27 protein-coding genes are annotated in these 24,850 nt (G+C 68.4%); 13 read left to right on the top strand and 14 right to left on the bottom strand.

Annotated elements, in window-relative coordinates:
• The first annotated feature begins 39 nt into the window (after positions 1–39).
• From J2W22_RS03230 to J2W22_RS03260, 7 genes are read left to right on the top strand one after another with little or no spacing between them, the layout of a single operon-like run.
• Positions 40–273 (top strand): DUF6489 family protein, encoded by a 234-nt coding sequence (locus tag J2W22_RS03230; RefSeq protein ID WP_307116818.1) that lies wholly within the window; start codon positions 40–42, stop codon positions 271–273.
• Positions 273–1,556 (top strand): tRNA uridine-5-carboxymethylaminomethyl(34) synthesis GTPase MnmE, encoded by a 1,284-nt coding sequence (gene mnmE, locus J2W22_RS03235; protein WP_307116819.1) that lies wholly within the window; start codon positions 273–275, stop codon positions 1,554–1,556. Before J2W22_RS03230 ends, mnmE begins: the two co-directional genes overlap by 1 nt.
• A gap of 56 nt (positions 1,557–1,612) precedes the next feature.
• Complete coding sequence (mnmG, locus tag J2W22_RS03240; RefSeq protein WP_307116820.1) at positions 1,613–3,445, top strand: tRNA uridine-5-carboxymethylaminomethyl(34) synthesis enzyme MnmG; 1,833 nt, start codon at positions 1,613–1,615, stop codon at positions 3,443–3,445.
• Positions 3,442–4,065, top strand: coding sequence for a 16S rRNA (guanine(527)-N(7))-methyltransferase RsmG (gene rsmG / locus J2W22_RS03245; RefSeq protein WP_307116821.1), 624 nt, complete (start codon positions 3,442–3,444; stop codon positions 4,063–4,065). The genes mnmG and rsmG overlap by 4 nt, the downstream gene beginning before the upstream one ends.
• Positions 4,062–4,844 (top strand): ParA family protein, encoded by a 783-nt coding sequence (locus tag J2W22_RS03250; protein ID WP_307116822.1) that lies wholly within the window; start codon positions 4,062–4,064, stop codon positions 4,842–4,844. The genes rsmG and J2W22_RS03250 overlap by 4 nt, the downstream gene beginning before the upstream one ends.
• A complete protein-coding gene (locus tag J2W22_RS03255) occupies positions 4,841–5,722 on the top strand; it encodes a ParB/RepB/Spo0J family partition protein (protein ID WP_307116823.1) in 882 nt (293 codons plus the stop codon). Before J2W22_RS03250 ends, J2W22_RS03255 begins: the two co-directional genes overlap by 4 nt.
• A 13-nt stretch (positions 5,723–5,735) precedes the next feature.
• The gene (locus tag J2W22_RS03260; protein ID WP_307116824.1) at positions 5,736–6,218 is read left to right on the top strand and encodes a hypothetical protein; all 483 of its coding nucleotides are present in this window, start codon (positions 5,736–5,738) and stop codon (positions 6,216–6,218) included.
• A 71-nt stretch (positions 6,219–6,289) separates the two neighbouring features.
• Here J2W22_RS03260 and holA read toward each other — a convergent pair whose 3' ends face one another.
• The 4 genes from holA to J2W22_RS03280 all read right to left on the bottom strand — a co-directional run bounded on the left by holA (position 6,290) and on the right by J2W22_RS03280 (position 10,860).
• Complete coding sequence (holA, locus tag J2W22_RS03265) at positions 6,290–7,306, bottom strand: DNA polymerase III subunit delta (protein ID WP_307116825.1); 1,017 nt, start codon at positions 7,304–7,306, stop codon at positions 6,290–6,292.
• Positions 7,303–7,803, bottom strand: a complete 501-nt coding sequence (gene lptE, locus J2W22_RS03270; RefSeq protein WP_307116826.1) for an LPS assembly lipoprotein LptE — start codon at positions 7,801–7,803, stop codon at positions 7,303–7,305. Before lptE ends, holA begins: the two co-directional genes overlap by 4 nt.
• Entirely contained in the window at positions 7,800–10,313 is a 2,514-nt protein-coding gene (leuS, locus tag J2W22_RS03275) for a leucine--tRNA ligase (RefSeq protein ID WP_307116827.1), read from the bottom strand. Before leuS ends, lptE begins: the two co-directional genes overlap by 4 nt.
• Positions 10,314–10,422: 109 nt before the next feature.
• Positions 10,423–10,860, bottom strand: coding sequence for a DUF3576 domain-containing protein (locus J2W22_RS03280; protein WP_307116828.1), 438 nt, complete (start codon positions 10,858–10,860; stop codon positions 10,423–10,425).
• Positions 10,861–11,085: 225 nt separating this feature from the next.
• On the opposite strand from J2W22_RS03280, the gene J2W22_RS03285 reads away from it, so the two are divergent.
• On the top strand, positions 11,086–11,817 hold the full coding sequence (locus J2W22_RS03285; RefSeq protein WP_307116829.1) for a hypothetical protein: 732 nt from the start codon (positions 11,086–11,088) through the stop codon (positions 11,815–11,817).
• Positions 11,818–11,974: 157 nt separating this feature from the next.
• Here the strand turns inward: J2W22_RS03285 and J2W22_RS03290 are convergent, their stop codons facing one another.
• On the bottom strand, positions 11,975–12,466 hold the full coding sequence (locus J2W22_RS03290) for a thiamine phosphate synthase (RefSeq protein WP_307116830.1): 492 nt from the start codon (positions 12,464–12,466) through the stop codon (positions 11,975–11,977).
• Between the two features lie 58 nt (positions 12,467–12,524).
• On the opposite strand from J2W22_RS03290, the gene J2W22_RS03295 reads away from it, so the two are divergent.
• Complete coding sequence (locus J2W22_RS03295; protein ID WP_307116831.1) at positions 12,525–13,193, top strand: YggS family pyridoxal phosphate-dependent enzyme; 669 nt, start codon at positions 12,525–12,527, stop codon at positions 13,191–13,193.
• Positions 13,190–13,852 carry an HAD family hydrolase gene (locus J2W22_RS03300; RefSeq protein WP_307116832.1) on the top strand — a complete coding sequence of 221 codons (663 nt, stop codon included), beginning with the start codon at positions 13,190–13,192 and terminating at the stop codon, positions 13,850–13,852. The genes J2W22_RS03295 and J2W22_RS03300 overlap by 4 nt, the downstream gene beginning before the upstream one ends.
• Before the next feature lie 142 nt (positions 13,853–13,994).
• On the opposite strand, the gene J2W22_RS03305 is transcribed toward J2W22_RS03300, so the two are convergent.
• The 6 genes from J2W22_RS03305 to J2W22_RS03330 form a co-directional block, all read right to left on the bottom strand.
• A complete protein-coding gene (locus tag J2W22_RS03305; protein WP_307116833.1) occupies positions 13,995–14,435 on the bottom strand; it encodes a hypothetical protein in 441 nt (146 codons plus the stop codon).
• A complete protein-coding gene (locus J2W22_RS03310; RefSeq protein ID WP_307116834.1) occupies positions 14,435–15,172 on the bottom strand; it encodes a hypothetical protein in 738 nt (245 codons plus the stop codon). The genes J2W22_RS03305 and J2W22_RS03310 overlap by 1 nt, the downstream gene beginning before the upstream one ends.
• A 3-nt stretch (positions 15,173–15,175) precedes the next feature.
• Entirely contained in the window at positions 15,176–16,219 is a 1,044-nt protein-coding gene (gene ribA, locus J2W22_RS03315) for a GTP cyclohydrolase II (RefSeq protein WP_307116835.1), read from the bottom strand.
• Positions 16,216–16,998 (bottom strand): exodeoxyribonuclease III, encoded by a 783-nt coding sequence (locus tag J2W22_RS03320; RefSeq protein ID WP_307116836.1) that lies wholly within the window; start codon positions 16,996–16,998, stop codon positions 16,216–16,218. The genes ribA and J2W22_RS03320 overlap by 4 nt, the downstream gene beginning before the upstream one ends.
• A 224-nt stretch (positions 16,999–17,222) precedes the next feature.
• Complete coding sequence (locus tag J2W22_RS03325) at positions 17,223–17,840, bottom strand: LolA family protein (protein ID WP_307116837.1); 618 nt, start codon at positions 17,838–17,840, stop codon at positions 17,223–17,225.
• Between the two features lie 100 nt (positions 17,841–17,940).
• Entirely contained in the window at positions 17,941–20,283 is a 2,343-nt protein-coding gene (locus J2W22_RS03330) for a DNA translocase FtsK (protein WP_307116838.1), read from the bottom strand.
• 176 nt (positions 20,284–20,459) lie between these two features.
• Here J2W22_RS03330 and J2W22_RS03335 point away from each other — a divergent pair, with 176 nt between their 5' ends.
• From J2W22_RS03335 to J2W22_RS03345, 3 genes are read left to right on the top strand one after another with little or no spacing between them, the layout of a single operon-like run.
• Complete coding sequence (locus J2W22_RS03335) at positions 20,460–21,677, top strand: UbiH/UbiF/VisC/COQ6 family ubiquinone biosynthesis hydroxylase (RefSeq protein WP_307116839.1); 1,218 nt, start codon at positions 20,460–20,462, stop codon at positions 21,675–21,677.
• Positions 21,674–22,186, top strand: a complete 513-nt coding sequence (locus J2W22_RS03340) for a hypothetical protein (RefSeq protein WP_307116840.1) — start codon at positions 21,674–21,676, stop codon at positions 22,184–22,186. The genes J2W22_RS03335 and J2W22_RS03340 overlap by 4 nt, the downstream gene beginning before the upstream one ends.
• A gap of 18 nt (positions 22,187–22,204) precedes the next feature.
• The gene (locus J2W22_RS03345; RefSeq protein WP_307116841.1) at positions 22,205–22,834 is read left to right on the top strand and encodes a hypothetical protein; all 630 of its coding nucleotides are present in this window, start codon (positions 22,205–22,207) and stop codon (positions 22,832–22,834) included.
• Here the strand turns inward: J2W22_RS03345 and J2W22_RS03350 are convergent.
• From J2W22_RS03350 to J2W22_RS03360, 3 genes are read right to left on the bottom strand one after another with little or no spacing between them, the layout of a single operon-like run.
• Positions 22,831–23,226, bottom strand: a complete 396-nt coding sequence (locus J2W22_RS03350; RefSeq protein WP_307116842.1) for a hypothetical protein — start codon at positions 23,224–23,226, stop codon at positions 22,831–22,833. The two genes, J2W22_RS03345 and J2W22_RS03350, sit on opposite strands and share 4 nt — an antisense overlap.
• Complete coding sequence (locus J2W22_RS03355; protein WP_307116843.1) at positions 23,223–23,846, bottom strand: LON peptidase substrate-binding domain-containing protein; 624 nt, start codon at positions 23,844–23,846, stop codon at positions 23,223–23,225. Before J2W22_RS03355 ends, J2W22_RS03350 begins: the two co-directional genes overlap by 4 nt.
• Positions 23,843–24,745 (bottom strand): tetratricopeptide repeat protein, encoded by a 903-nt coding sequence (locus J2W22_RS03360; protein WP_307116844.1) that lies wholly within the window; start codon positions 24,743–24,745, stop codon positions 23,843–23,845. The genes J2W22_RS03355 and J2W22_RS03360 overlap by 4 nt, the downstream gene beginning before the upstream one ends.
• Positions 24,746–24,850: the final 105 nt, after the last annotated feature.

Below are 24,850 nucleotides of genomic sequence, written 5' to 3' on the forward strand. Positions count from 1 at the left end.
ATTAGCAGTCGCCCTGCGGCGTGCGCAACGGAGATACCCATGAAGATCAATGTCGAGGTGGAGTGCACGCCAGAGGAAGCGCGGCGCGCGATGGGCCTGCCCGATCTGGCGCCGGTGCACGAGCGCTATATCGCGATGATGGTCGATGCGATCGACAAGCAGGGCAGCCCGGAAGCCTTCCAGAAGATGCTGCAGAGCTGGGCGCCGATGAGCGAGGCCGGCATGGGCTTCTGGCGCGCGATGTTCGACGCCGGGAGCAAGACCGACAAATAATGGATACGATCTACGCGGTATCGAGCGGTGCCCCGCCCGCTGCCATCGCGGTGCTGCGCGTGAGCGGCCCGGGGGCATTCGAGGTGGTGCGGGAATTCGCCGGCGATTTGCCCGAGCCGCGCCGGGCCGCGGTGCGGGCGTTGCGCGATCCTGCCGATGGAACGCTGCTCGATCGGGCGCTGGTTCTCTGCTTTCCCGGCCCGCGCAGCGCGACGGGGGAGGATCTGGCGGAGTTCCATCTCCATGGCGGCCGGGCGGTGGTCCGCGCGGTCGAGGCTGCGCTTGCTGGCCGGCCGGGGCTGCGCTCGGCCGAGCCGGGCGAGTTCACCCGGCGCGCGCTTCAGCATGGCCGGATCGACCTGAGCGAGGCGGAAGGGCTGGGCGACCTGCTGATGGCGGAGACCGAGGCGCAGCGCCGGTCCGCGATCCGGTCGGCCGAAGGCGCGGTGCGGCGCGCGGTCGAGGGCTGGACCGACCGGCTGCTCGGGCTCGCTGCCCGGGTCGAGGCCGAGCTCGATCATAGCGACGAGGACGATGTCGCGGACGCCGCGCTGCTGCCTGCGATCCGGTCGGGCGCGGCTTTGCTGGCGGCGGATATCGAGGCGGTGGCGGATCGGCCGCCGGTCGAGCGGTTGCGTGACGGCATTCGCGTGGTGCTGGCCGGGCCGCCCAATGCCGGCAAGTCGTCGCTGCTCAACGCGATGGCCGGGCGCGATGCGGCAATCGTCTCGCCGATCTCCGGGACGACGCGCGACCGGATCGAGGCGCCGGTGGTACGCGGCGGGATCGCCTGGCTGCTGATCGACACGGCGGGACTGGCCGAACTGCCGGGCGACGAGATCGAGGCGATCGGTATCGCCCGCGCGCAGGCGGCGCAGGTCGAGGCGGACATTCTGCTGTGGCTCGGCGATGAGAAGCCGCCGGCGCATGATCATCTCCTCTGGCTCAATCCGCGTGCCGATCTGCCGGGAAGGGGCGCGGCGGAGGGGCGAACATCGCTATCATCGCTCACTGGCGAAGGGCTGGATGCGCTGTGGGAGGCGATGGCCGGGCTCGCGGGCGACCTGCTTCCGCCGCCCGATCTGATGGCGCTCAATGCCCGGCAACGGGCGCTGTGCCAGTCCGCTGCTGCCGCCTTGCAGGCGATTTCCCGTGAAAGCGATCTGCTGCTGATCGCCGAGCAGCTGCGCAGCGCGATGCGGGCGTTCGATGCGATCACCGGGAGGGCGGGGGTCGAGGCGATGCTCGACGCGCTGTTCGGGCGTTTCTGCATAGGCAAGTAGATGTTCCACGTGGAACGGTTTTGACGGCGGGCCCGCGATTCTGTAGCGCGCGGGCAATGGATTTCGATGTCATCGTCATCGGCGGCGGGCACGCCGGCACCGAAGCGGCTGCCGCTTCGGCACGCCGGGGTGCACGTACGGCCTTGCTCAGCTTCGACCTGACGAAGCTGGGGGCGATGTCGTGCAACCCAGCGATCGGAGGACTGGGCAAGGGCCATCTGGTCCGCGAGGTCGACGCGTTCGACGGACTGATGGGCCGTGCGACCGATGCCGCGGGCATCCATTACCGCATGCTCAACCGCTCGAAGGGCACCGCCGTCCAGGGACCGCGGGTCCAGGCCGACCGGGTGCGCTATGCCGCGGCGATCCAGAAGCTGCTCGCGGAACAGCCCGACCTGCGCCTGGTCGCGGGAGAAGCCGAGGCGCTGGAGCTGGTGGGCGGCGCAGTCGCAGGTGTTCGCCTGGCAGACGGCAGCCTGCTCAGCTGCCGCGCCGTGGTGCTTGCCACCGGGACCTTCCTTGGCGGCCGCATCTTCCGCGGCGAGGAGCGCGAGACCGGTGGTCGGGTAGGCGAGGGCTCCGCGATCCGGCTGGCCGAGCAGCTGCGTGAACTGAACCTGCCGATGGCCCGGCTCAAGACCGGCACGCCGCCGCGTCTCGACGGCCGCACGATCGATTGGGCGCGGATCGAGGAGCAGCCCTCGGATGCCGAGCCCTGGACCATGTCGCCGCTCACCGCGAGCCGGGTTCTTCCCCAGCTTCATTGCGGCGTCACGCGGACTACCCATGCGACGCATGATGCGATCCGCTCGGGGCTCGATCGTTCGCCCTTGTTCACCGGGGCGATCGATGCGCAGGGGCCGCGCTACTGTCCGTCGATCGAGGACAAGATTCATCGCTTCGGCGACCGGGACGGGCACCAGATCTTCCTCGAGCCCGAAGGGCTCGACACGCACCTGATCTATCCGAACGGCATGTCGACCTCGCTGCCGGTCGATGTGCAGGTGGCGATGGTCAATTCGATCCCGGGGCTCGAGCGGGCGCTGATCATCACGCCGGGCTATGCGGTCGAGTATGACCATATCGATCCGCGTGCGCTCGACGCCACGCTGGGGTTGCCGGCGATCCCGGGCGTATGGTGTGCCGGGCAGATCAACGGCACCACTGGTTACGAGGAAGCGGCGGGGCAGGGGCTGGTCGCCGGGCTCAACGCCGCCGCTTACGCCCGGGACCTCGCCCCGCTGATCCTCGATCGCGCGACTTCCTATCTCGGGGTCATGGTCGATGACCTGGTGCTGCAGGGCGTCACGGAGCCCTATCGCATGCTCACCGCCCGGGCCGAGTTCCGCCTGCGCCTGCGTGCCGACAATGCCGGGACGCGGCTGGGCCCGATCGCTGCCGAGCTGGGCTGCCTCGGGCCCGAGCGGTTGGCCTGGCTACAGGCGCGCGCACAGGGCAGGGCTAAGCTCGACGAAGCCTTTGCCGTCATCCGCACCGCTTCGGCGCTCGGCGCGCGCGGTGCCCCGGTTGCCCAGGATGGCGCCAAGCGCCCGGCGCGCGAATGGCTGCGCTTCCCGGGGATCGAGCTCGATCATCTCGACGTGCATCCCGAGGCCGATCCGGCGCTGCTCGCGGAGTATGTCGAGGATGCCCGCTACGCCCCCTATCTCGAACGGCAGGAGGCAGAGGTTGCGCAGTTGCGCAGCAATGATGCCGTGAAGCTCCCCGCGGACATGGACTTTGCCGCGATCGCCGGCCTCTCCAACGAGATGGTCGAGAAACTCGATGCCTCGCGCCCCGAGACGATCGGAGCGGCGGCGCGTATCCGCGGCATCACCCCCGCGGCGCTGTCTGCCATCCTCCTGCACGCACGGCGGCGCGCGGCATGACCGAAGACGAGGCACGCGACTGGATCCGTGCACATTTCAATGTTTCACGTGAAACGCAGCTACAGCGCTTCGGCGAGATCCTGCGTGAGGAATCGCCCCGACAGAACCTTATTTCGGCGGCAAGCTTCGACGCGCTCTGGGCGCGGCACTTCGTCGATTCGGCCCAGCTCATCCCGCTGGCCGCGGAAGCGGGGGAGGGTGCCTGGGTCGATGTCGGCACCGGTGCCGGCATGCCCGGCCTGGTCGTCGCGCTGCTGATCGACCGCCCGGTGGTGATGGTCGAGCCGCGGATTCGGCGTGTCGAGTTCCTGCGCGGGGCGGTCGAGGCGCTTAGCATCTCTGAGCGCGCCAGCGTCGTCCACGGGAAGATCGAAAGCTATCAGCCCAAGGCGAAGGCGGCGGTGGTTTCGGCCCGCGCCGTCGCCGCGCTGCCCGATCTGTTCAAATCCACGGCACATTGCACAGACTCGTCCACAATCTGGTTGCTCCCGAAGGGGCGAAGCGTGCAATCGGAGGTGGATGCGGCGCGCGCGAAATGGCAGGGTGCGTTTCACGTGGAACCCAGCATCACATCGCCTGAATCGGGTATCGTGGTCGCGCGAAAGGTACGCCCCAGATGATCTGCATCGCTATCGCCAACCAGAAGGGTGGGGTGGGCAAGACCACCACGGCGATCAATGTCGGCACCGCGCTCGCCGCGACCGGCCAGCGTGTGCTGCTGATCGACTTCGATCCGCAGGGCAACGCCTCGACCGGGCTCGGCATCGGCCGGGCCGAGCGCGAGCATTCGACCTATGACCTGCTGGTCAGCGACGCGAACCTCGAGGATGTTGCGGTGCCGACCAAGGTGCCGGGGCTCGACATCATCCCGGCGACGCAGGACCTGTCGGGCGCCGAGATCGAGCTGATCGAGTTCGAGGCGCGCACCCACCGGCTCGACAGCGCGATCGCCCGCCATCATGCGCAGCGCTGGGATGTGATCCTGATCGACTGCCCGCCCTCGCTCGGCCTGCTGACGATCAACGCGATGGTCGCGGCGCATGCGCTGCTCGTGCCGCTCCAGTGCGAGTTCTTCGCGCTCGAGGGTCTCAGCCAGCTGCTCAGCACCGTCGAGCGGATTCGCGGCCGCTTCAATCCCGGCCTGTCGATCCTCGGCGTGGTGCTGACCATGTACGATCGCCGCAACCGCCTGACCGATCAGGTTTCGGACGATGTCCGCGCCGTGCTCGGCCGCGTGGTGTTCGACACGGTGATCCCGCGCAACGTCCGCCTTTCCGAAGCGCCGAGCCACGGGCTGCCGGCGCTGATCTACGATCATCGCTGCCCGGGCTCCGAAGCCTATATCGCGCTCGCCCGCGAAGTGATCGATCGCCTGCCCAAGCTCAAGAAGGCCGCATGACCGAAGCATCCCGCAAGCCTCGTCCCGGCCTTGGCCGCGGGCTCTCCTCGCTGCTTGGCGACGCCGTTCCCGAGGCGCCGGTCTCGGGAACGCCCGATATCGCTTCGGGGCTGCGGATGCTGCCGGTCAGCTCGCTGGTGCCGCACCCGGACCAGCCGCGTCGCCATTTCGACGAGGACGCGCTGGAGGAGCTGGCCCAGTCGCTCAAGCAGCGCGGGCTGATCCAGCCGATCGTCGTCCGCCCGACCGGGCACAATTACCAGATCGTCGCCGGCGAGCGCCGCTGGCGCGCGGCGCAGCGCGCCCGGCTGCACGAGGTTCCGGTCATCGTCCGCGACTTCAACGAAGCCGAGACGATGGAAATCGCGCTGGTCGAGAATATCCAGCGCCAGGACCTCAACGCGATCGAAGAGGCCGAGGCCTATGCCCGGCTGATCCGCGAGTTCGGACATAGCCAGGAAGCGCTGGGCAAGCTCGTCCACAAGTCGCGCAGCCATATCGCCAACCTGCTCCGCCTGCTCGACCTACCCGAGGGCGTGCGCAACATGGTTGTGGTCGGCGAGATCGACATGGGCCATGCCCGCGCGCTGATCGGCGCGCCCGAGGCCGAGAGGCTCGCCCGCGAAGTCGCGAACAAGGGCCTGTCGGTGCGCGAGACCGAGAAGCTGGCTCGCCACGCCAAGCCGAACAGCAAGCGCAAGCCCGAGGCGAAGATCCGCGATGCCGATATCTCGGCGCTCGAGCACCAGCTGGGCGATGTGCTGGGCCTCAACGTCCGCATCGCGCACGGGGCGAAGGGGGGCACGCTGACACTGTCCTATTCGACGCTGGATCAGCTCGACATGGTCTGTCAGCGGCTGAGCGGGGAGCGGATCTGAGCGTTCCGGCAGGATGACGCCGGCCGAGGCTTTTGAAGCCCTTGCTGGGGCGCTTCGAGGACTGCCGATCGGGCATATCTGGCGTGGCTATGGCTCGGCCCTGTTCCTGGAGCTGGGTTTCGTATCCGAAGTGCCGCGCGGTACGCGAGACGGAAAGACCTGGCTGTTGGGGCAAGTCACGCTGGGCATCGAATGGAGCTGGCGGATAGAGGACGCGACCGCCATCTGTTGCGGCAGCTGGAGCGACGAAGCGCTGTGGGAACCCGTGTTCGAACAGCTTCTCGGCACGCGGATCGCGCAATGCACGCTGTTCGGTGCGCTTCCGGAGGTCGCGCTCACAACCGATACGGGCATGCGGCTCCTTTCTTTCTCGACGACCGATGGCCAGCCGCGATGGCATCTGGTCGACCGTCGCGAGGAGGGGGAGGGCGCGGATCGCTGGTTCAGCGTTCGGAACGGCAAATTGCATCTCGGTGACGGCAGCGAGGCTGCCTGATTGAGGCCGGGACCACGGGGGCACCGCGACAGGGCAGCTAAATCCGAGGGGGCTTTCGCCAGGGTGGGCTATCAGCCCCTGGCCCGCGTCGCCTGTCGCGCGATCGTCACGACTTCCGCCTCCGCCAGCACTTCCCCCGCGCTCCCCGAATGCATCATCGCGCGTTCGGCTTCGCGGACGCGGTCGATCGCGCGGGCGAGCTGGGTGCCGTTCCAGCGTCGCAGCGCGCGGCCGGTCGCGGCTTTCTCGCGGAAGAAAACGCGATGTTTCTCAAGTACTTCGTCGAGGTCGCCGCCGCGATCCAGGTCGATCCGCATCTCGGCCATGCCCTGGAGGCGCCGGGCGAGCTGGCGCATCAGCGGCACGCCGATGCCTTCGCCGAGCCGGGCGAGCTCAATGCCGATATCGCCGACCCGGCCATCGACCACGGCGGTGATCGCATCGCTCAGATCCGAATCGCCCAGGTCCGCGCCGATCGCGTCCAGAGCGGCGCTGTCGGCGTCTTTGGGGCGGTCCGGCGCCGCGTCGAGGTATAGCGCCAGCTTCTCGATCTCGCGCGCCAGAATGGCCCTGTCGCCGGCGGTGGCGGCGGCGAGGCGCTGGGGGACGTCGCCCATCAAGCGCAGGCCGTGCTCGCGGGCGACATTGGAGGCGAGGCGGGTCGCATCGACGCCCTCGGGCACGTAACAGGCATGCGCCCAGGCGTTCTGCGCGGCGATCACCGACTTGACCAGCTTGCCGCTCGCCTTGAGGCCCGGGCCGATCGCCACGACCGGGTTTCCGGCCGTCTGCGCGCTCAGCAGCAGCCCGATCGCCTCGGCGGCGCCTTCCTCGACGCCGAGGACGCGCACGAAGCGCGTGCCGCCGAACAGCGAGAGCGAGGCTGCCTCGTCGGCGAGGCGGCCGGGCTGCTCGCGCAGGGCCTTCATGTCGAGGTCGATGCGCTCGGCTTCGGGCCCCAGCGCCTTGCCGAGCCGCGATGCCAGGTCGGCAGCGCCGGCCTCGTCGGGGCCGTGGAAGAGATAGAGCCGCGTGTCGGGGTTGAGCTTGTCGATCGCGGCGCGGATCTGCGTCGCGTTGGCCTTCACTGGCCGCCCGCGGGCGCGGTCTGCGCGTAGCGCGCGACGCGCGCGACGATCTGGTCGGCGACGATGCCTGAAAGCCGCTCGAGCGCGCTCTTCTCGGCTGCGATCGTGGCATATTCGCTGCCGACCACGTCGATGCCGGCGTCGGAGCCGGCGGTGGCGTCGAGCACGACATTGCCGTTGCTCAGATCGACCAGCTGGTAGCGCGCACGCAGCGTCCGCCGCTCGCGCGAGACCGAATCGTCGCGGCGCACGCCCAAGCCGCTGATCTGGTCGTCGAGCTTCACCTCGAGCCGGTAGCGGGCGGGGGCGTCGTTATGGTCGAGCCGGTCCTTGAGCGCGTTGGCGACCAGCCAGCCGGACTGGCCCTGGATCGGCGCGACCTCGACCGCGGAGAGGGTGGAGCGCACCGCGCCATCGGGGCCGCCGCCGTAGAGCGGGCGGAGGCCACAGCCGGACAGGGCCAGGCCCGCGGCGACGAGGAACGCCACCTTCTTCATGCGACGATGTTCACCAGACGATCGGGCACGACGATCACCTTCCTGGGTTGCTTGCCTTCGAGCGACCGAACGATCTTCTCGCTGGCAAGTGCCGCGGCCTCGACAACATCCTTGGCCGCGCCCTTCGGCATTAGCAGCGTATCGCGCAGCTTGCCATTGACCTGGACGGCGATCGTCACCTCGTCGTCGACGAGCAGCGCGGGATCCACGACGGGCCATTCAGCATCGGCGATCAGGCCGGAATTGCCCCAATCGGCCCAGGCCTGCTCGGCGATGTGCGGGACCATCGGCGCGACGATGCGGGCCAAGGTGCGGATCGCCCCGGTGCGCGAGGCGGAAGGTTGGGCCTTCTCGATCGCGCCGACCAGTTCGTAGAGCTTGGCGACCGACTTGTTGAAGGTCAGCGCTTCTACATCCTCGGCAACGCCGGCGATGGTGCGGTGCAGGCGCTTGTCGAGGTCCTTGTCCTCGCCGGTGCCGGCTTCGTCCTCGGTGGCGCTGTGGAACAGGCGCCAGAGACGATTCACGAAGCGCCAGGCACCCTCGATGCCGTTCTCGCTCCATTCCAGGTCGCGTTCGGGCGGGCTGTCGGAGAGCATGAACCAGCGCACCGCATCGGCGCCGTACTGGTCGACGATCGGCTCGGGATCGACGGTGTTCTTCTTCGACTTGGACATCTTCTCGATGCGGCCGATGTCGATCGGCTCGCCCGAGGCGAGTTCCACGGCGCCGGCGCTGTCCTTGCGGATCTCCTGCGGGGAGAGCCAGCGGCCGTCGAGCGACTTGTAGGTCTCGTGCGTCACCATGCCCTGGGTGAACAGGCCGGCGAACGGCTCCGCCACATCGAGCTTGCCGATATGGCGCAGGGCGCGGGTGAAGAAGCGGGCATAGAGCAGGTGCAGGATCGCATGCTCGACGCCGCCGATATATTGCCCGACCGGCAGCCACTGCTCGGCTACCGCCTTGTCGAATGGCTTGCCACCGGGCTGGCTGGCGAAGCGGATGAAATACCAGGAGGAATCGACGAAGGTATCGAGCGTGTCGGTCTCGCGCCGGGCCGCTGTGCCGCACTTCGGGCAGTCGACATGCTTCCAGGTCGGGTGCCGGTCGAGCGGGTTGCCGGGGATGTCGAAGCTGACGTCCTCGGGCAGCACGATCGGCAGCGATTCGCGCGGGGCAGGGACCACGCCGCAGCTCTCGCAATGGATGATCGGGATCGGCGTGCCCCAATAGCGCTGGCGGCTGACGCCCCAGTCGCGCAGGCGCCACACCGTCTGGCCCTTGCCCCAGCCGCCGTCCTCGGCACGGCTGATCACCGCGCGCTTGGCATCGGCGACATCCATGCCGTCGAGGAAGTGCGAGTTCACCAGCGTGCCGGGGCCGGTATAGGCCTCGGTGTCGTGGAATTCGGGCGCGGTCTTGTCGCCTTCGGAGACGACGCGGCGGATCGGCAGCGCGTATTTGCTGGCGAACTCGAAGTCGCGCTGGTCGTGCGCCGGCACGCCGAACACGGCGCCGGTGCCATAGTCCATCAGCACGAAATTGGCGATGTAGACTGGCACTTGCCAGGCATTATCAAAGGGATGCGTCGCGGTGAGGCCGGTGTCGAAGCCCAGCTTCTCCTGCGTCTCCAGCTCGGCCGCGGTGGTACCGCCCTGCTTGCAGCGCTCGATGAACGCCTGGACGTCCGGATTGCCCTCCGCCAGCTTTTGCGCGATCGGGTGGTCCGCCGCGATCGCGACGAAGCTCGCGCCGAAGATCGTGTCCGGGCGCGTGGTGTAGACGGTGAGCTGCTCGCCATCGGACAGGGTCCAGTGGAACTCCAGCCCCTCGGACTTGCCGATCCAGTTCTCCTGCATCAGCTTGACCTTGTCGGGCCAGTACTCGAGGCCCTGGACGCCGGTCAGCAGATCATCGGCGAACTGGGTGATCTTGAGGAACCACTGGCTGAGCTTGCGGCGCTCCACGAGCGCGCCCGAGCGCCAGCCGCGCCCGTCGATCACCTGCTCGTTTGCGAGCACGGTCATGTCGACCGGGTCCCAGTTGACTGCCGATTCCTTGCGATAGACCAGGCCGTTCTCGAAGAAATCGAGGAAGATCGCCTGTTCGTGCCCGTAATATTCGGGCTCGCAGGTGGCGACTTCGCGGGTCCAGTCGAGCGCGAAGCCGAGGCGCTTCAGCTGCGCCTTCATCGTCGCGATATTGGCGCGGGTCCACGAACCCGGATGGACCTTCTTCTCCATCGCGGCATTCTCGGCCGGCATGCCGAACGCGTCCCAGCCCATCGGATGGAGCACTTCCATGCCCTTCATCCGCCGGAAACGGGCGAGCACGTCGCCCATCGTGTAGTTGCGGACATGGCCCATATGGATGCGCCCTGAAGGATAGGGGAACATCTCGAGGACATAGGACTTGGGCTTGGACGAATCGTCACGCGCGGCGAAGGTGCGGTTCTCTTCCCACACCTTCTGCCACGCGGCGTCCGCCTTCAACGGGTTGAAGCGAGACAAGTCAGTTCCTGCTGTTTTAGTCGCGGTGCCGGCCCGCTCCCCCGCCCGGCCTCCCATAGAATATAGCCGTTGGGAGGCCGGGTGGGGGAGCGGGCCGGTGCCGCCCGAATTAATCAGTGGCGACCGCAGCGCGACGCAGGTCGCGGGCGCGGGTGAGGATGATGTCCTCGAGCTTCTGCACCGTCGCGGCCTGGACCGGGGCGGCGACCCAGGCGCCGTTGCGGTTGACTTCGCGCAGGGCGGCGACGCGCAGCGCATCGGCGCGGAGATCCTGGTCGAGGATCGTCACGGTCACCTTCATCCGCTCGGTCTGGACGTTCGGGTTCACATACCAGTCGGTCACGATCACGCCGCCATTGGAGTCCGTCTGGAGCAGCGGCATGAAGCTCAGCGTGTCGAGGCTGGCGCGCCACAGATAGGAATTCACGCCGATCGTGGTCACCTTCGAAGCGGCGAGATCGGCTTCGGGGCGCTTGTTGTGACCGCCGCACGCGGTGATCGAGAGAGCGAGCGACCCAAGGATCGCGGTGCGCAACAGGCGGTTCATCGTCACATTCCTACCAGGCGAGAAAAGTCGGGAGCATCTATAGTGGCGCATGTGGCGGGAGCAAGGCGGGAAGCCATGGCCCGAGTCGCACGTTTGAAACACTTCTGGTGAAAGGGCGCGCAACCGATTCTGTGGGTCTGATGCAACACTGGCACGAAATTTATGCCACCGGTGGAACGCATCTTCGGAATCGTGGTAGGACAAATTATCTAGGGGTGCATGAGAATGCGAGTCGGACGGACAAAGGCGGGAATTGGACTGGGGGCGCTGTGCGCTGCCGGCCTCCTGCTTGCGCCGGCGATTCAGGCGCAGACCAGCAAGGCTGACCGCGCCCTGGCCGCGAAGCGCAGCGCCGTTCCGGCGCGCGGCGGCATTGGCATCTTCACCCCGGCGGCGGCCGATCCGAAGCTCGCCGCGGTGCTCGCCCGCTCAGGCCTGCCCGAGGGCGCGTTCCGCTTCACCCCGGCCGAATCGCGCGGCAATGCCCGCGGCGTCACGGTCGCGGTCCGTGCCAGCTCGAGCCGCGCGCTACGCAGCCGCGACGTGACCCGCGAAGTCGCTGCCGCGGCGACGCCGGTCAACCTCGCGCCGATCTCCTACAATCTCGGCGTCTCGGTCGGCTGGAAGCGTCTCGCCGTCTCGGGCGACGTGACCCGCGTCGAGCTGGTCGACCAGCCCGGCAGCCGCGAGCGCGCCGATATCGGCGTCAGCTATACCGGCAAGCGCCTGAGCGGCCGCCTGAGCGCCACTTCGGACCGTCCGCTGGGCAACACCCCGGTGCTGATCGGCGACAAGCCGAGCTATTCGATCGACGTCGGCGGCAGCTATTCGCTGACCCGCAACCTCGATGTGACCGCGGGCGTGCGCTATCGCAGCGAGGAAGATCGCCTGCCCAAGCTCAACGAGAGCCGCCGCGAGAGCCAGGCGGTCTATGTGGGCACCGCCTTCCGCTTCTGACGGCTGAGGCGTAGTTCCCAGCCATCAGGCCTCACCGGCTTCCATCATGAGACAGGTTGTTCCCCGGCGAAAGCCGGGGCCCAGGGTCACAGGCGATTCGGACGAGAAACCCTGGGCCCCGGCTTTCGCCGGGGAACCAAGAAGGATTGGCGGGGGGTCAGCGCTTGCCTTTCGTCCAGGCGTCGATTGCCGCCCAGCCGTGAATCCCGAACGGCCTCAAGCTCTTCGCCCTCCGCGCGTCCATCCCGCCCAGCGCGATCACCGGCACCTCCAGCCCCCGCACAAGCTGCCCGAAACGCGACCGGCCAAGTGCCCGCGCGCCGGGGTGCGAGCGGGTGGCGAAGACCGGCGAGACGAACAGGGCATCGGCACCCGCGCGGATCGCCGCCACCGCCTCGCGGCGGTCATGCGCCGGCGCCGTACGGAGCCCGCGCCCGCGCCGGCCATGCACGCCGGCTTCGCCGCGCATCGGCGCGAGTCCCGCTCGGACCACCACCAGCCGCCGCCGTTTCGCTGCCCGGAGCACCCTGGCGAACAAGGCGCGCCGCTCGGCCGGCGGCAGGCCATAGTGGCGGAACACCACGCCGCTTCCCCGCGGCAGGCGGGCAAGCGCCTCCCAAAGGCCGTCGCCCATGCGTTCGTCGGTCATCAGCCAAAGGCGCGGCAGGGGGTGGCGGCGGGGCATCGCCCTGCCTATAGCGCGCTCCATGCCGATAGACGAAGCCAGCCAGCGCCTTGCCGATGTGCGCGCCCGAATCGCGCGTGCCGCGAAGATCGCCGGCCGCAAGCCCGACAGCATCACGCTGATCGCCATCTCCAAGACGCACGACGCCGACGCCATCCAGCCGCTGATCGACGCGGGCCAGCGGGTGTTCGGCGAGAATCGCGTGCAGGAGGCCGAGGGCAAATGGCCGAAGTTGCGCGAGACGACTCCTGATGTGGCGCTCCACCTGGTCGGCCAGCTCCAGTCGAACAAGGCCGAGGATGCCGTCGCGCTGTTCGACGCCATCCATTCGGTCGACCGGCCCTCGCTGGTCGCGGCGCTGGCCAGGGCGATGGACAAGGCCGGCAAGCGCCCCGCCTGCTTCCTCCAGGTCAATATTGGCGACGAAGACCAGAAGGGCGGCTGCCCGGTGCTCGAACTGCCGGCGTTGCTCAAGGAAGCGCGCGCCGCCGAGCTGCCGGTGCAGGGTCTTATGTGCGTGCCGCCGCTCGAGCTGGAGCCGGCGCCCTATTTCGCGCTGCTCGCCAAGATCGCGCGTGACCATGGCCTGGAGGGGCTCAGCATGGGCATGTCGGGCGATTTCGAGACCGCAGTGACGATCGGCGCGACCCATGTCCGCGTCGGCACCGCCCTGTTCGGAGCGCGCGCATGAAGTACGACGCCATCCTCTTCGATTTCGACGGCGTGCTGCTCGAAAGCGAATATGCCGGCAACAAGCAGATCGCCGCGTACCTCACCAGCATCGGCCATCCGACGAGCCCCGAGGACTCGATGGCCAATTTCATGGGCCTGTCGGGTGCCGACTTCCTGGGCGCGATCGAGAACTGGATCGGCCGCGCGATCCCCGACGACTTCCACACCAGCCGCGCCGAGGAAGATGCCCGGGTGCTGGAGGAGGGGCTTCCGGCGGTGGCCGGTGCGATCCGCTTCGTCGAGGGGCTGCCCGCCGGGCTGCCCCGCGCGATCGCCTCGTCGAGCTCGACCGAATGGATCGACCGGCATCTGCGCCATCTCGGCATCCGCGCGGCGTTCGGCGAGCATATCTATAGCGGCCGCGAGCATGTCAGCCGCGGCAAGCCGGCGCCCGACCTCTATCTCCACGCCGCCGCGGCGATCGGGGTGCCGATCGAGCGTTGCGTGATCCTCGAGGATTCGCCGGTGGGCGTCACCGGGGCGGTGGCCTCGGGCGCCGACGTAATCGGCCTGTGCGCGGGTTCGCACTGCGCGCCGGACCATGCCGAGCGACTGCGCGCACTGGGCGTGAAGCTGATCGCGCATGATTTCGACGAGGTCGAGCGGCTGCTCGGCTGAAGCGTCGGCGAGTACCATATCTCTCGTCACCCCGGACTTGTTCCGGGGTCCACCGTGCCGCGCGTGCTGGCCTGGAAACTCCTGTCCTGTGCTCAGCCTCCCGGTGGATCCCGGCACAAGGCCGGGATGACGGGGAAGGGGACTAGAAGCCCCGCGCTTCCCGGGCGAGCAGATAGTCCCGCAGCGCCATGGCGTCACTCAATGCATTGTGCGGCCGCTTGCTCAGCGCCGCGCTGTCGAAGCCGAAGGCGTCGCACAGCTCGAAGCGGATCCGGTCGATCGGATGGCGATGGCCGGGCGCGGCGATCAGCAGCGTCGCGGCATGGGCGATGTCCTCGGGCCAGTCGGCGACCAGCAGCGGATCGGGATCATTGCCCAGATAGGCGGCGAAGGCCCGCCCCATTTCCTCGCGACTGATCGGCACGGTATCGAGTGCCGGCAGGATATGCTCGGCGACCCAAAGCGTGGGATCGGGGCAGGGCAGCGCGGCGTAGAAGGGCGCACTGCCATCCTCGGGCACCAGCGCCAGCGCAATCAGCGGCCCGCCGAATCCGTTGAACTCGGTGTCGAGGAAATAGCGCATCAGGATTTCCGATCCAGTTCGGCCAGCGCGGTGTCGAGCAACCAGCGGTCTTCCTCTGCGACGCGTGACATCGCCTTTTCGAGCAATGCCCTGGTCTCGTCGGACAGAAGCAGGCCGGCGAAGGTGCGGCGGGCGTCGATGTCGACATCCTCCCAGAAAGCGCCGCGCACTTCGCCGTGCCGATAGAGCTGCTTGCCCTCCCATTGCAGCACAAGCGCGATCTGGAGCGCGGCATTTGGAGAGGGTTCGGCACGCCAGGCTTTGAAAAGCGGGGCAATCGGCTCGCCCAGAATGGCGAGCGCGGCGAGCCAATAGCTCGCATCTTCGCGTTCGTCGGAAGAGCGCACCCGCGTGAGGACGAATGCGGTGTGGAAGAAGCCGAGCACGGCCCGCCGGCGCTCGACCGGCCAGTCGTGCCAGCCCGCCATGACGAGCTTGTCGGCCATGATCGTCGGCTCGAACCCTATACCGCCGGGCTGATCGATCGAAAGCTCGAATATCCGCGGCACGAAGTGGCAATAGTCCCGCGCGTCGCCCACCGTGGTGATCGCCCAGCCGGCATAGGGGCCGATCTGCCCCTCGCCGAGCTGGCGCAGGGGCGCTGCGGTCAGCGTGCGCAGGATCGCCTTCGCATCGCGCAGCGGTGAGGCATCCAGTTTCCGCGGCGCCGGAAATTCGGCGAATGCGCGGTAACAGGCCTCGATCGCGTCGCGCAGGGCGGTCTCGGCTATGGCCATGCTCTAGAGCTGGTGCCCCGTGCGGTCGCGCTTGGTGGCGAGATAGCGCTCGTTGTGGGGGTTGGGCGGCAGGAAGTGCGGCACGCGCTCGGCCACCGTCACGCCGGCGGCTTCGAGTGCCGCGACCTTCTCCGGATTGTTGGTGAGCAGACGGATGCGGCGCTGGCCGAGCAGCGACAGCATCTTCGCCGCGGTGGCGAAGTTGCGGGCATCGATCGCGAAGCCGAGCCGGGTGTTGGCGTCGACCGTGTCGAAGCCCTGGTCCTGCAGCGCATAGGCGCGCAGCTTGTTGATCAGCCCGATCCCGCGCCCTTCCTGGCGCAGATAGAGCAGGATACCCCAGCCGCTCGCCCGGATCTCGCGGATCGCGGCTTGGAGCTGCGGGCCGCAATCGCATTTGAGGCTGCCCAGCACGTCGCCGGTCAGGCATTCGCTGTGCAGGCGGACGAGCGGCGGCTGGCCATTGGGCTCGCCGATCAGCAGCGCGACATGCTCGCCCGGCATCTCGTCGGTGCGGAAGGCGACGATTTCGCTGTCCTCGGCATCGAGCACGGGCAGGCGCGCGCGCGCGACGATGCGCAGGCGATCGGCATCCTCATGCGCGTCGATATCTTCGGGTGTGATCGCCTCCTCGCCGGCGGCCTTGCGGACGAAGAAGGCGGGCAGCAGTCCCGCCACCCGGGCGAGGCGCAGCGCAGCGGCGGCCAGCTCCGGCGCGACCAGCGGAATCGCGCGGAACGGACCCTTGAGCGGGGTGGCGAGGTCGAACTGGGGATCGGCCAGCGCGGTCGCGGTGTCGAAATCGAGCCAGGGCGCGCGCTCGACCAGCACCGGGGCGTCGGGCGTCGCGGCGTCGCGCTGGTTGGCCAGCTTGAGGGTGGCGGCGCGGCCGGCGGAGAGGAGGAGATCGGCCTGGCCGCCCTCGTCGAACGCCGCCAGCCGCCTGGCGTCAGCCGTTTCCACCGCCAACAAAGCAAGGTCACCGATTGCCACGGGCCAGCCCCGGCGCAGCGCATCGACGGCGCGGGCGGCGGCATGCGCGCTCAAAAGTCGAACTCGGTGACGATGGGGACGTGATCGGAGGGCTTGAGCCAGGAGCGGCAGGGCTCGCAGACCTTGTGGCTGGTCGCCTTCTCGGCGACGTCGCGGCTGGCCCACATATGGTCGAGCCGGCGGCCGCGGTCCGATGCGGCCCAGTCCTTCGCGCGGTAGCTCCACCAGCTGTAATAGCGCGCCGGGGCGGGGACGAAGTGGCGGCCGAGATCGACCCAGTCGTTCGCCGCCTGGAGCCGGCCGAGCGTCTCGACTTCGATCGGCGTGTGGCTGACCACGTCGAGGAGCTGCTTGTGGCTCCACACGTCGCTCTCCAGCGGCGCGACGTTGAAGTCGCCGGTGAGGATCGAGGGGACGCTCAGCCCCTCGGACCAGGCGATCATCCGCTCGAGAAAGTCGAGCTTCTGGCCGAATTTGGGATTGAGCTCGCGGTTGGGAATGTCGCCGCCGGCGGGGACATAGACATTCTCGAGCCGCACGCCATTTGGCAGCCGCACGCCGACATGGCGCGCCTCGCCATTGGCCTGCCAGTCGAACCGGTCATCCTCGACCACCGGCACGCGGGCGATGATCGCCACACCGTGATGCATGCGCTGGCCGTGCTTGATGATGTGGTCATAGCCGAGCGCACGGAAGGCGCCTTCGGGGAAGTCCCCGTCGATCACCTTGGTTTCCTGCAGGCACAGCACGTCCGGTGCCTCCTCGCGCAGGAACTGCTCGACGATCTCGATGCGGAAGCGGACGGAGTTGATGTTCCAGGAGGCGATCTTCATCGCGTGGGATTTAGGAGGTGTTTCGCCTGCGCACCAGTGGGTGAGCGCCGGACATGGAAAGGCCCTCGTCCCGGGGGCAATGGAACGAGGGCCGACCTAGCGTTCGTCACGCAGGCGGGAAGTGAGAATCCCGGGTAACAGGGGGAAAATCCCGGGTACGCCCCACATCCGCAAGACTGGTTCTAGGGCAGGCTACCTGTCGCCAGCATGAACGATGTTCAGCTTCAGCGCGGGCCCTGTTTCCGCGGGTCGTTCCAGCGGAACGCTCCGTCGCTGATATTGGCGTTGAACTGCTGGTTCGACAGCCGGATCGTCGTGCGATTGTTCTGCGAATCCAGCGCCACCCAGCCCTGGAGCATCAGCCCGGCCGGGGCCGAGGCACTCTTCTGGAAGATCAGGGTGATCCGGCCATATTCGGGATGGTCACCGTCGTGCACTTCGACCGAGACGACATTGTCGCTGCCGGTCGGCACCACCTTGGCGAACTTCGCGATGTCCTTTTTCGGGTTGAGCAGCACGGCGAGCGGCGAGTTGCCGATCGGCCAGCGCTCGACCTGGCGGACCTGGTAGTCGATGAAATAGAGGCTGCGCCCGTCCGCGACGATCAGCTGGGGCACGCCCTTCTGATACTGGAAGCGGATCTTGCCGGGGCGCTTGAGCGTCATCGTGCCGGTCAGAGTGCGGCCGTTGCGGTCGGTCTGCGCAAAGCCGGCGGTCATCGCGCTTACCGACTGGAGATGCTGCTGCACCTGGGCGAGCTCATTGGCCGGCGCAGGCGCCGCGGCCGAGACCAGGGCCGGCGCGGCGAGCGCGAGGCTGAAGGCGAGGGGCCGTGCAAACACGTGTCGTTTCTCCAAATTGCGGGGAAATGCCCTGGAATATGGGGCTTGAATGTCCCCTGAACCCCCAGCGCCCGCGTTTCGATCCGTTACGAGCGGTCCGTTACAGCTGCCGCCCGTCGGTATCCATCAGCACTTCGCGGCGGCCGACATGGTCGGGGCGCGAGACTAACTCGTCCTTCTCCATCCGCTCGACCAGCCGTGCCGCCGAATTGTAGCCCACCCGCAGCTGGCGCTGCAGCCAGGAGGTCGATGCCTTCTGGCTCTCCGCCACCAGCTGGATCGCGCGGCGATAGAGCTGGTCCTCCGGCGAATCGTCGCCCTCGGGCGCGCCGTCGAGGCTGAACCCGCCATCCTCGGGCTCCTCGGTGACCGCCGAGATATAGTCGGGCGTCCCCTGCGCGCGCCAGTGATCGGCCACCGCCTGCACCTCGTCGTCGCTGACGAACGGGCCGTGGACGCGGACCAGCTGCTTGCCGCCGGGCATGTAGAGCATGTCGCCCTTGCCGAGCAGCTGCTCGGCGCCCTGCTCGCCCAGGATGGTGCGCGAATCGATCTTGCTGGCGACGTAGAAGCTGAGGCGGGTCGGCAGGTTCGCCTTGATCACGCCGGTGATGACGTCGACCGAGGGGCGCTGCGTCGCCATGATCAGGTGGATGCCCGCGGCGCGCGCCTTCTGCGCGAGGCGCTGGATCAGGAATTCCACTTCCTTGCCCGCGGTCATCATCAGGTCGGCGAGCTCATCGACGATCACCACGATCTGCGGCAGCGGCTGCAGGTCGAGCGCCTCCTCCTCGTAGATCGGCTTGCCGCTGTCGGGGTCGTAACCCACCTGCACCTTGCGCCCGATCTTCTGGCCCTTGGCCTTGGCCTGGCGGACCTTGTCGTTGAACGAGGCGAGGCTGCGGACATTGGCATAGGCCATCATCCGGTAGCGGTCCTCCATCTGCTCCACCGCCCATTTGAGCGCGCGCACCGCCTTGGCGGGCTCGGTCACCACATCGGCGAGCAAATGGGGGATGTCCTTGTACATGCTCAGCTCGAGCATCTTGGGGTCGATCATGATCATCCGGCACTGGTCCGGGGTCAGCCGGTAGAGCAGCGACAGGATCATGCAGTTGAGACCCACCGACTTGCCCGAGCCGGTGGTACCGGCGACGAGGAGGTGGGGCATCGGCGCCAGGTCGGCGATCACCGCGTCGCCGGCGATGTTCTTGCCGAGCACCAGCGGCAGGGTGGCGCCCTGGTCCTCGAAGGTCTGGCTGGCGACCAGCTCGTGCAGGTTGACCGGCTCGCGGATCGCATTGGGCAGCTCGATGCCGATCACGCTGCGCCCGGGAATCGTCGCGATGCGCGCCGAAGTGGCGGACATGTTGCGTGCCACGTCGTCGGCGAGCTGGATCACCCGGCTCGCCTTGATGCCCGCTGCGGGCTCGAGCTCGTACATGGTGACGACCGGGCCGGGACGCACCTCGACGATCTGGCCCTTGACGTTGAAATCATCGAGCACGCTCTCGAGCAGCCGGGCGTTGCGCTCCAGCGCCGCCTTGTCGATCCCGGCATTCTTGTTGACCGGCGGCGGCTTGAGCAGGTCGATCGAGGGCAGCTGGTAGCTGTCCTTGAAGTCGAGGCTGGTCTGGGTCGGCGGCTTGGTGCGCAACGGCGCGGGCGCGACGTTGCGCTCGGCGATCACCGGGCCAGGGCGATTGTCGGGCACTACAGTCTTGCGCGGCTCGCGGCCCTCGCGGATCCGGGGCTCCTCGATGTCGCGCTCCCGCTCGCGTTCGCGCGGCTCGCGTGCCTCGGGGCCGCCGAGCAGCGCGGTCTTGCCCGGGCCCTTGAGGTTCGGGATGCTCGGCAGGCCCACCCGCTCGGGCAGCGAGAAGTCGAGGCTGCGCCACCAGATGAACAGGCCGATCAGGCCGCAGACGACACCTAGGCCGCGCCCGGCCCACAGGCTGATCGCCGGATCGCCGGCCAGGCCGATCAGCCATTTGAACAGCGCGGCGATGCTCAGGCCGATCACGCCGCCCCAGCCGCCGGGCAGCGTCAGCACTGCGTCGCTGGAGAAGAAGGAGAGGGCGGTGGCGAGGAAGATCACGCCGATGCCAACGCCGCGGAACATCGTCCCCCAATTGCCGACGGGGCGGTCCTTGAGCAGGCGATAGGCGACGATCAGCCCGACCGGCAGGAACAGCCACACGGCGGGGCCGAGCAGCGCATAGAACAGGTCGGAGACCCAGGCGCCGGGATCGCCCATCCAGTTGCGCGCCGGGCCGGCGGCGGCGGTGTTGAGCGAGGGATCGGTCGTGCGATAGCTGCCCAGCGCGACGCCGAGCGCCAGCATGCCCAGGAACAGGGCCGCTCCGCCGATCACCGCGCCGCTGCGGCGCGCGCCGGCCTTCATGGTTTCGCGCCAAAGCGGCGCTTGTGCCCGGGACGCCATGCCCAGCCTCCAGATTTTCAGGGGTGCGGGGGGAGTTAATCGCGCGACCGGACTCCGCCGTCAAGCGTTCCCGCCACGTTCCGCCGCATCCAATCCCTCCGTCATCTCTTGATTTCCCGCGTCATCCCTGCCTTCGCGGGGATGACGGGAAGGAAGCGAGGCGCTACGGCACCCCAATGGATCGCGCAGATGTCCTCATCCTTGGCGGCGGGCTGGTCGGCTCGGCGCTGGCCACCGCGCTCGACGCGCATGGCATTTCCTCGATCGTGGTCGATCCGGCGGACCCGGAGCAGATCCTCGCCGCCCGGCACGATGGCCGCGCCTCGGCGATCGCCAGCGCGCCGATGCGGATGTTCGAGGCGATCGGCGTCGCACCGCGGCTGGCCGGCAAGGGCTGCCCGATCCAGGGCATCCGCGTCTCGGACGGGTTAGAGCCCGGCAAGCTCGATTTCGCGCCCGGCGAAGGCGAGGGCGCGCTCGGCCATATGTTCGAGAACCGCATCCTGCGCACTGCGCTCTACGAGGCGGCGGTCGCGGCGCCGCTCGCCGATGTCCGCATGCAGACCCGCGCGCTTCACGTGGAACGGGGCGAGTTCGGCGTCACCGCGCAGCTCAGCGACGGCACCAGCGTCACCGCCCAGCTGTTGATCGGCGCCGAGGGCCGCAATTCCCCCACCCGCGAATCCGCCGGGCTCAACACCGCGCGCTGGAGCTACGATCATGCCGCGATGGTCGCCACGCTCGGCCATGAGCGCAGCCACGAGAACATCGCCTTCGAGATTTTCTACCCCGAGGGGCCCTTCGCGATCCTGCCGCTGCTCGACGACGAGAACGGGCATCGCTCGGCAGTGGTGTGGACGGTCAATGCCCGCGACGCCGCCGGCATGATGAAGATCTCCGAGCGCGCCTATCTCGCCGAGGCGGAGAAGCGGATGGGCGGCTTCCTCGGCAGGCTAGGCCCGCTCACCGCGCGCTTCAGCCATCCGCTCGGCTTCCACCACGCCGCCTGGATCACCAGCGACCGGCTGGCGCTGGTCGGCGACGCCGCGCACGGCATCCATCCGATCGCGGGACAGGGCGTCAATGTCGGCTTCCGCGACGTCGCGACTTTGGTCGAGGTACTGGTGGACGGCAAGCGCCTCGGCCTCGACATGGGCGATCCCCAGCTGCTCGCGCGCTATCAGCGCTGGCGCGGGCTCGACACCTTCATGGTCGCCGCCGCCACCGATGGCCTCACCCGTCTGTTCGGCATCCCCGGCAAGACCGCGAGTGCCGTCCGCCGCTTCGGCCTCTCCGCGGTCGACCGGCTGCCGCCGCTCAAGCACTGGTTCATGGCCGAGGCACGCGGCGAGAGCGGCGACGTGCCCAAGCTGCTCCAGGGCATGACGGCGTGATCGGCGCGCTCGCGCTGCTGCTGCTTGCCCCGAGCGAGACCTTTCCGGATCCGATTGGCCCGGCGGCGGAGGGCAAGCTGCAGTGCCACCGCCCTGATCGCGCGCGGCGAACCTGCCAGTCGCTCGCAGGCTATCGGCCGGACGGCAAGGGTGGGTTCCTGAACGATGCCGAGGTACTGCTCGCCCCCAACTCGCCGATGGTGATGCGCAGCGTGACGCCGGTGGTGATCCGAGATCATGCGGTCTGCGGCAGTCTTACGCGCAAGAGTCTCGCGGAAGCGGTGTTCTTGGAAGATGGCACGCCGGTCGAACCCGATCAGGCCGAGCGCGTCCGCGGTCTGCTCGCTCATGATCGTGAGGCCATATTCGACCGGGAGATCTGCACGCGATACCAGCCGGAGGGCGATCATCTCCGCGCCACCGCGACCCTGGACGGCGAATCGACCGACTGGCGGCCGATGCAGGTGATATGGGTGCGGCCGGACGAGGGATACCGCGTCGCCCATTGAGCCGAGGAGGAGGCGAGCATGTTCCCGATCCTGGCCTTGCTGTTCCTGCAGGCGGCGGAGCCGCCCGCACCGATCACCGCCGAGTTGGTCGAGATCGTTCCCGGCCCGAAGCGCTATTTCCATGCCGGCGAGGAGCGGGAAGGGTGTCCGGCACCGACCGCAGCCTGCCGCCGCAAAGGCTATGTCGTCGCCGGCGACCGGCTCATCGCCTGGGAAGCCAGAGGCACGCTCACCCACGTCACCTACCTTGCCCCCGGCTCGGACCGGCCGAGCGAAGGCTGGGTCGAGAGCGCCGCGCTGCGCCGGGTGCCGCTCGCCCCGCCACGCGCCACCGACTGGCTCGGCGGCTGGACGGGCTGGGAATCGGAGATCGACATCACCCGCGGCGCCAGGCCCGGCACGCTTCATATCGGCGGCAACGCCACCTGGGGTGGGCATGATCCCGAACGGGTGAAGATCGGCGCGATCAACTTCGGCATGTTTGGCGCGGACGTCCCGGCGCCGGGAGGCGACAGCCTCGCGCTTGCCGATTCGGGCGAGCCCGATTGCCGGATCGCGCTCCGGCTGCTCGGCCCCTATCTGCTCGCCCGCGACAATGATCGTTGCGGCGGCCTCAATGTCACCTTCACCGGGGTCTATCGGCGCTAGCGCACCGTTTCGCCCTGCTCGACCGCGATCCCGGCCTCGGCGCCGGTCTCGCGCGTCATGATGAAGCTGCCCGACCAGGTGCCCGGAATATCCCAGCGGCCATGGATCTCGGTGCCCTCCGCGTTGATCGCGCCGTCATAGAGCACCGTGTCGAACCCCTCGTCGCCGCTGTCGTAGAATTTGGTGAAGCGCACTGTCGCCCCGTCACGGCTGCCGTCCACCGTCGCGGTGAGATGCACCTCGTCCAGCCAGTCGTCGACTTCCTCGATCGTGCCCGAGATCAGGCCGCCGCTCTCGAGCAGCACGGCGTCGAACGGCACCGAGGGGCTGCCGTCAGGATAGTTGTAGATGCCGATCCAGCGGCCGCTGAGCGGCGTTTCCGCTGCGCTCATTGCAGCGTGCCGCTCTCGTCGCCGTCGTGGCGGCCGTAGAATTGCATCAGCTGGACGATCAGCTCGGATCGTTCGCTGAGCGTGTCCGCCTCGAGCAAGGCCTGTTTCGAGGCGGTGTCGAACGGGGCGATCTGGGCGATGCCGTTGACCAGCGATTCGTCGTCGAGCCGCGACACCGCTTCCCAATCGACCGCATAGCCCAGCCCATCGGCGAAGCGCCGCGATTCGATCTCCAGCGCCGCGCGCTCGGCCAGCGCGAGGATCTCGCTATCGCCCACCGTCTCCAGCTCGGCCTCGACCTGGCGGAACGGCGTCGTGACGTCGAGCTCGCGCAGCACGGCGAACCGGGCCAGCCCTTCGAGGACGATGTCGAACCGCCCGTCGTCCAGCGCCTCGACCTCGGCGATCCGGCCGACACAGCCGATGTCGAACAGGGCAGGCGGGCTGGCGCTGTCGCGCGGCTGGATCATCCCGATCCGCCGGTCACGGGCGAGCGCATCGGATACCATCGCCCGGTAGCGCGGCTCGAAGATGTGCAGCGGCAGGTGCATGCGGGGAAAGAGCAGCGCGCCGCCGAGCGGGAATACCGAAAGGCGCGCGATCTTCCCCGAGGCGATCATCCGAACAGGATCGCCGACAGCTTGCGGCGCTGTGCCGAGACCCAGGGATCCTCGAGCCCGACCGCCTCGAACAGCTTGAGCAGCCGCTGGCGTGCGGCGCCGTCGTTCCACGCGCGGTCGTCCTGCACCATGGCGAGCAGGGTCGCGGCGGCGCCGTCGCGGTCGCCCGAGGCCATCTGGCCGCCGGCGAGCTCGTAGCGCGCTTCCATGTCGCCGGTCGCCGCCTGGGCGGCGAGGCCGCTGAGGTCCTCGACCGGAGTCGCTTCCCTGGCGAGCGCGATCGCGGCGCGGGCCTGCTCGATCTCTGCGCCCTTGGCGTCCTCGGGCAGCGCTGCGAGCACCGCCTCGGCCTCGTCGGTCCGGCCCAGCGCGAGCAGCGCGCGGGCGCGGCCGGCGGCGATCTGCGCGTGTTCGGGCGCCAGTTCGGCGATCTGCTCGAAGATCGAGAGCGCGCGCTCGGCATCGCCCTCGGCCAGCACCTGCTCGCCCATCGCGATCAGCGGTTCCAGCTCGGCCTCCGCCTGGGCGTCGGCGCTGTCCACCGGGATCTGGCGCAGGATCTGGTCGAGCATCGTGCGCAGCTGCGATTCGGTGCGCGCCGAGCTGAGGTCGGCGACCAGCTGGCCCTGGAACATCGCATAGACGGTCGGGATCGAGCGGACCTGGAACTGGCTGGCGATGAACTGATTCGCATCGACATCGACCTTGGCGAGCGTCACGCCCTTGCCGGCATAGTCCGCGGCGACCTTTTCGAGCACCGGCGCCAGCGCCTTGCACGGGCCGCACCACTCCGCCCAGAAATCGATGATGACCAGGCTGGTCATCGAGGGCTCGACGACGTCGCGGCGGAATGCGTCGACGGCTTCCTTCTCCGCGGGGGTGAGTCCAAGCGTGGCCAAGGCGGTGCTCCTGAAAATGCACTGTTACGGTTGTGCGCTTATGTGGGCTTTCCGGGCGAAAGCGCCAAGCCTCTAAAAAAACTGCACGCTTGGGGTTGCCGACCC

It is taken from the genome of Sphingomonas kyeonggiensis, assembly GCF_030812785.1.
GTDB lineage: Bacteria > Pseudomonadota > Alphaproteobacteria > Sphingomonadales > Sphingomonadaceae > Sphingomonas > Sphingomonas kyeonggiensis_B.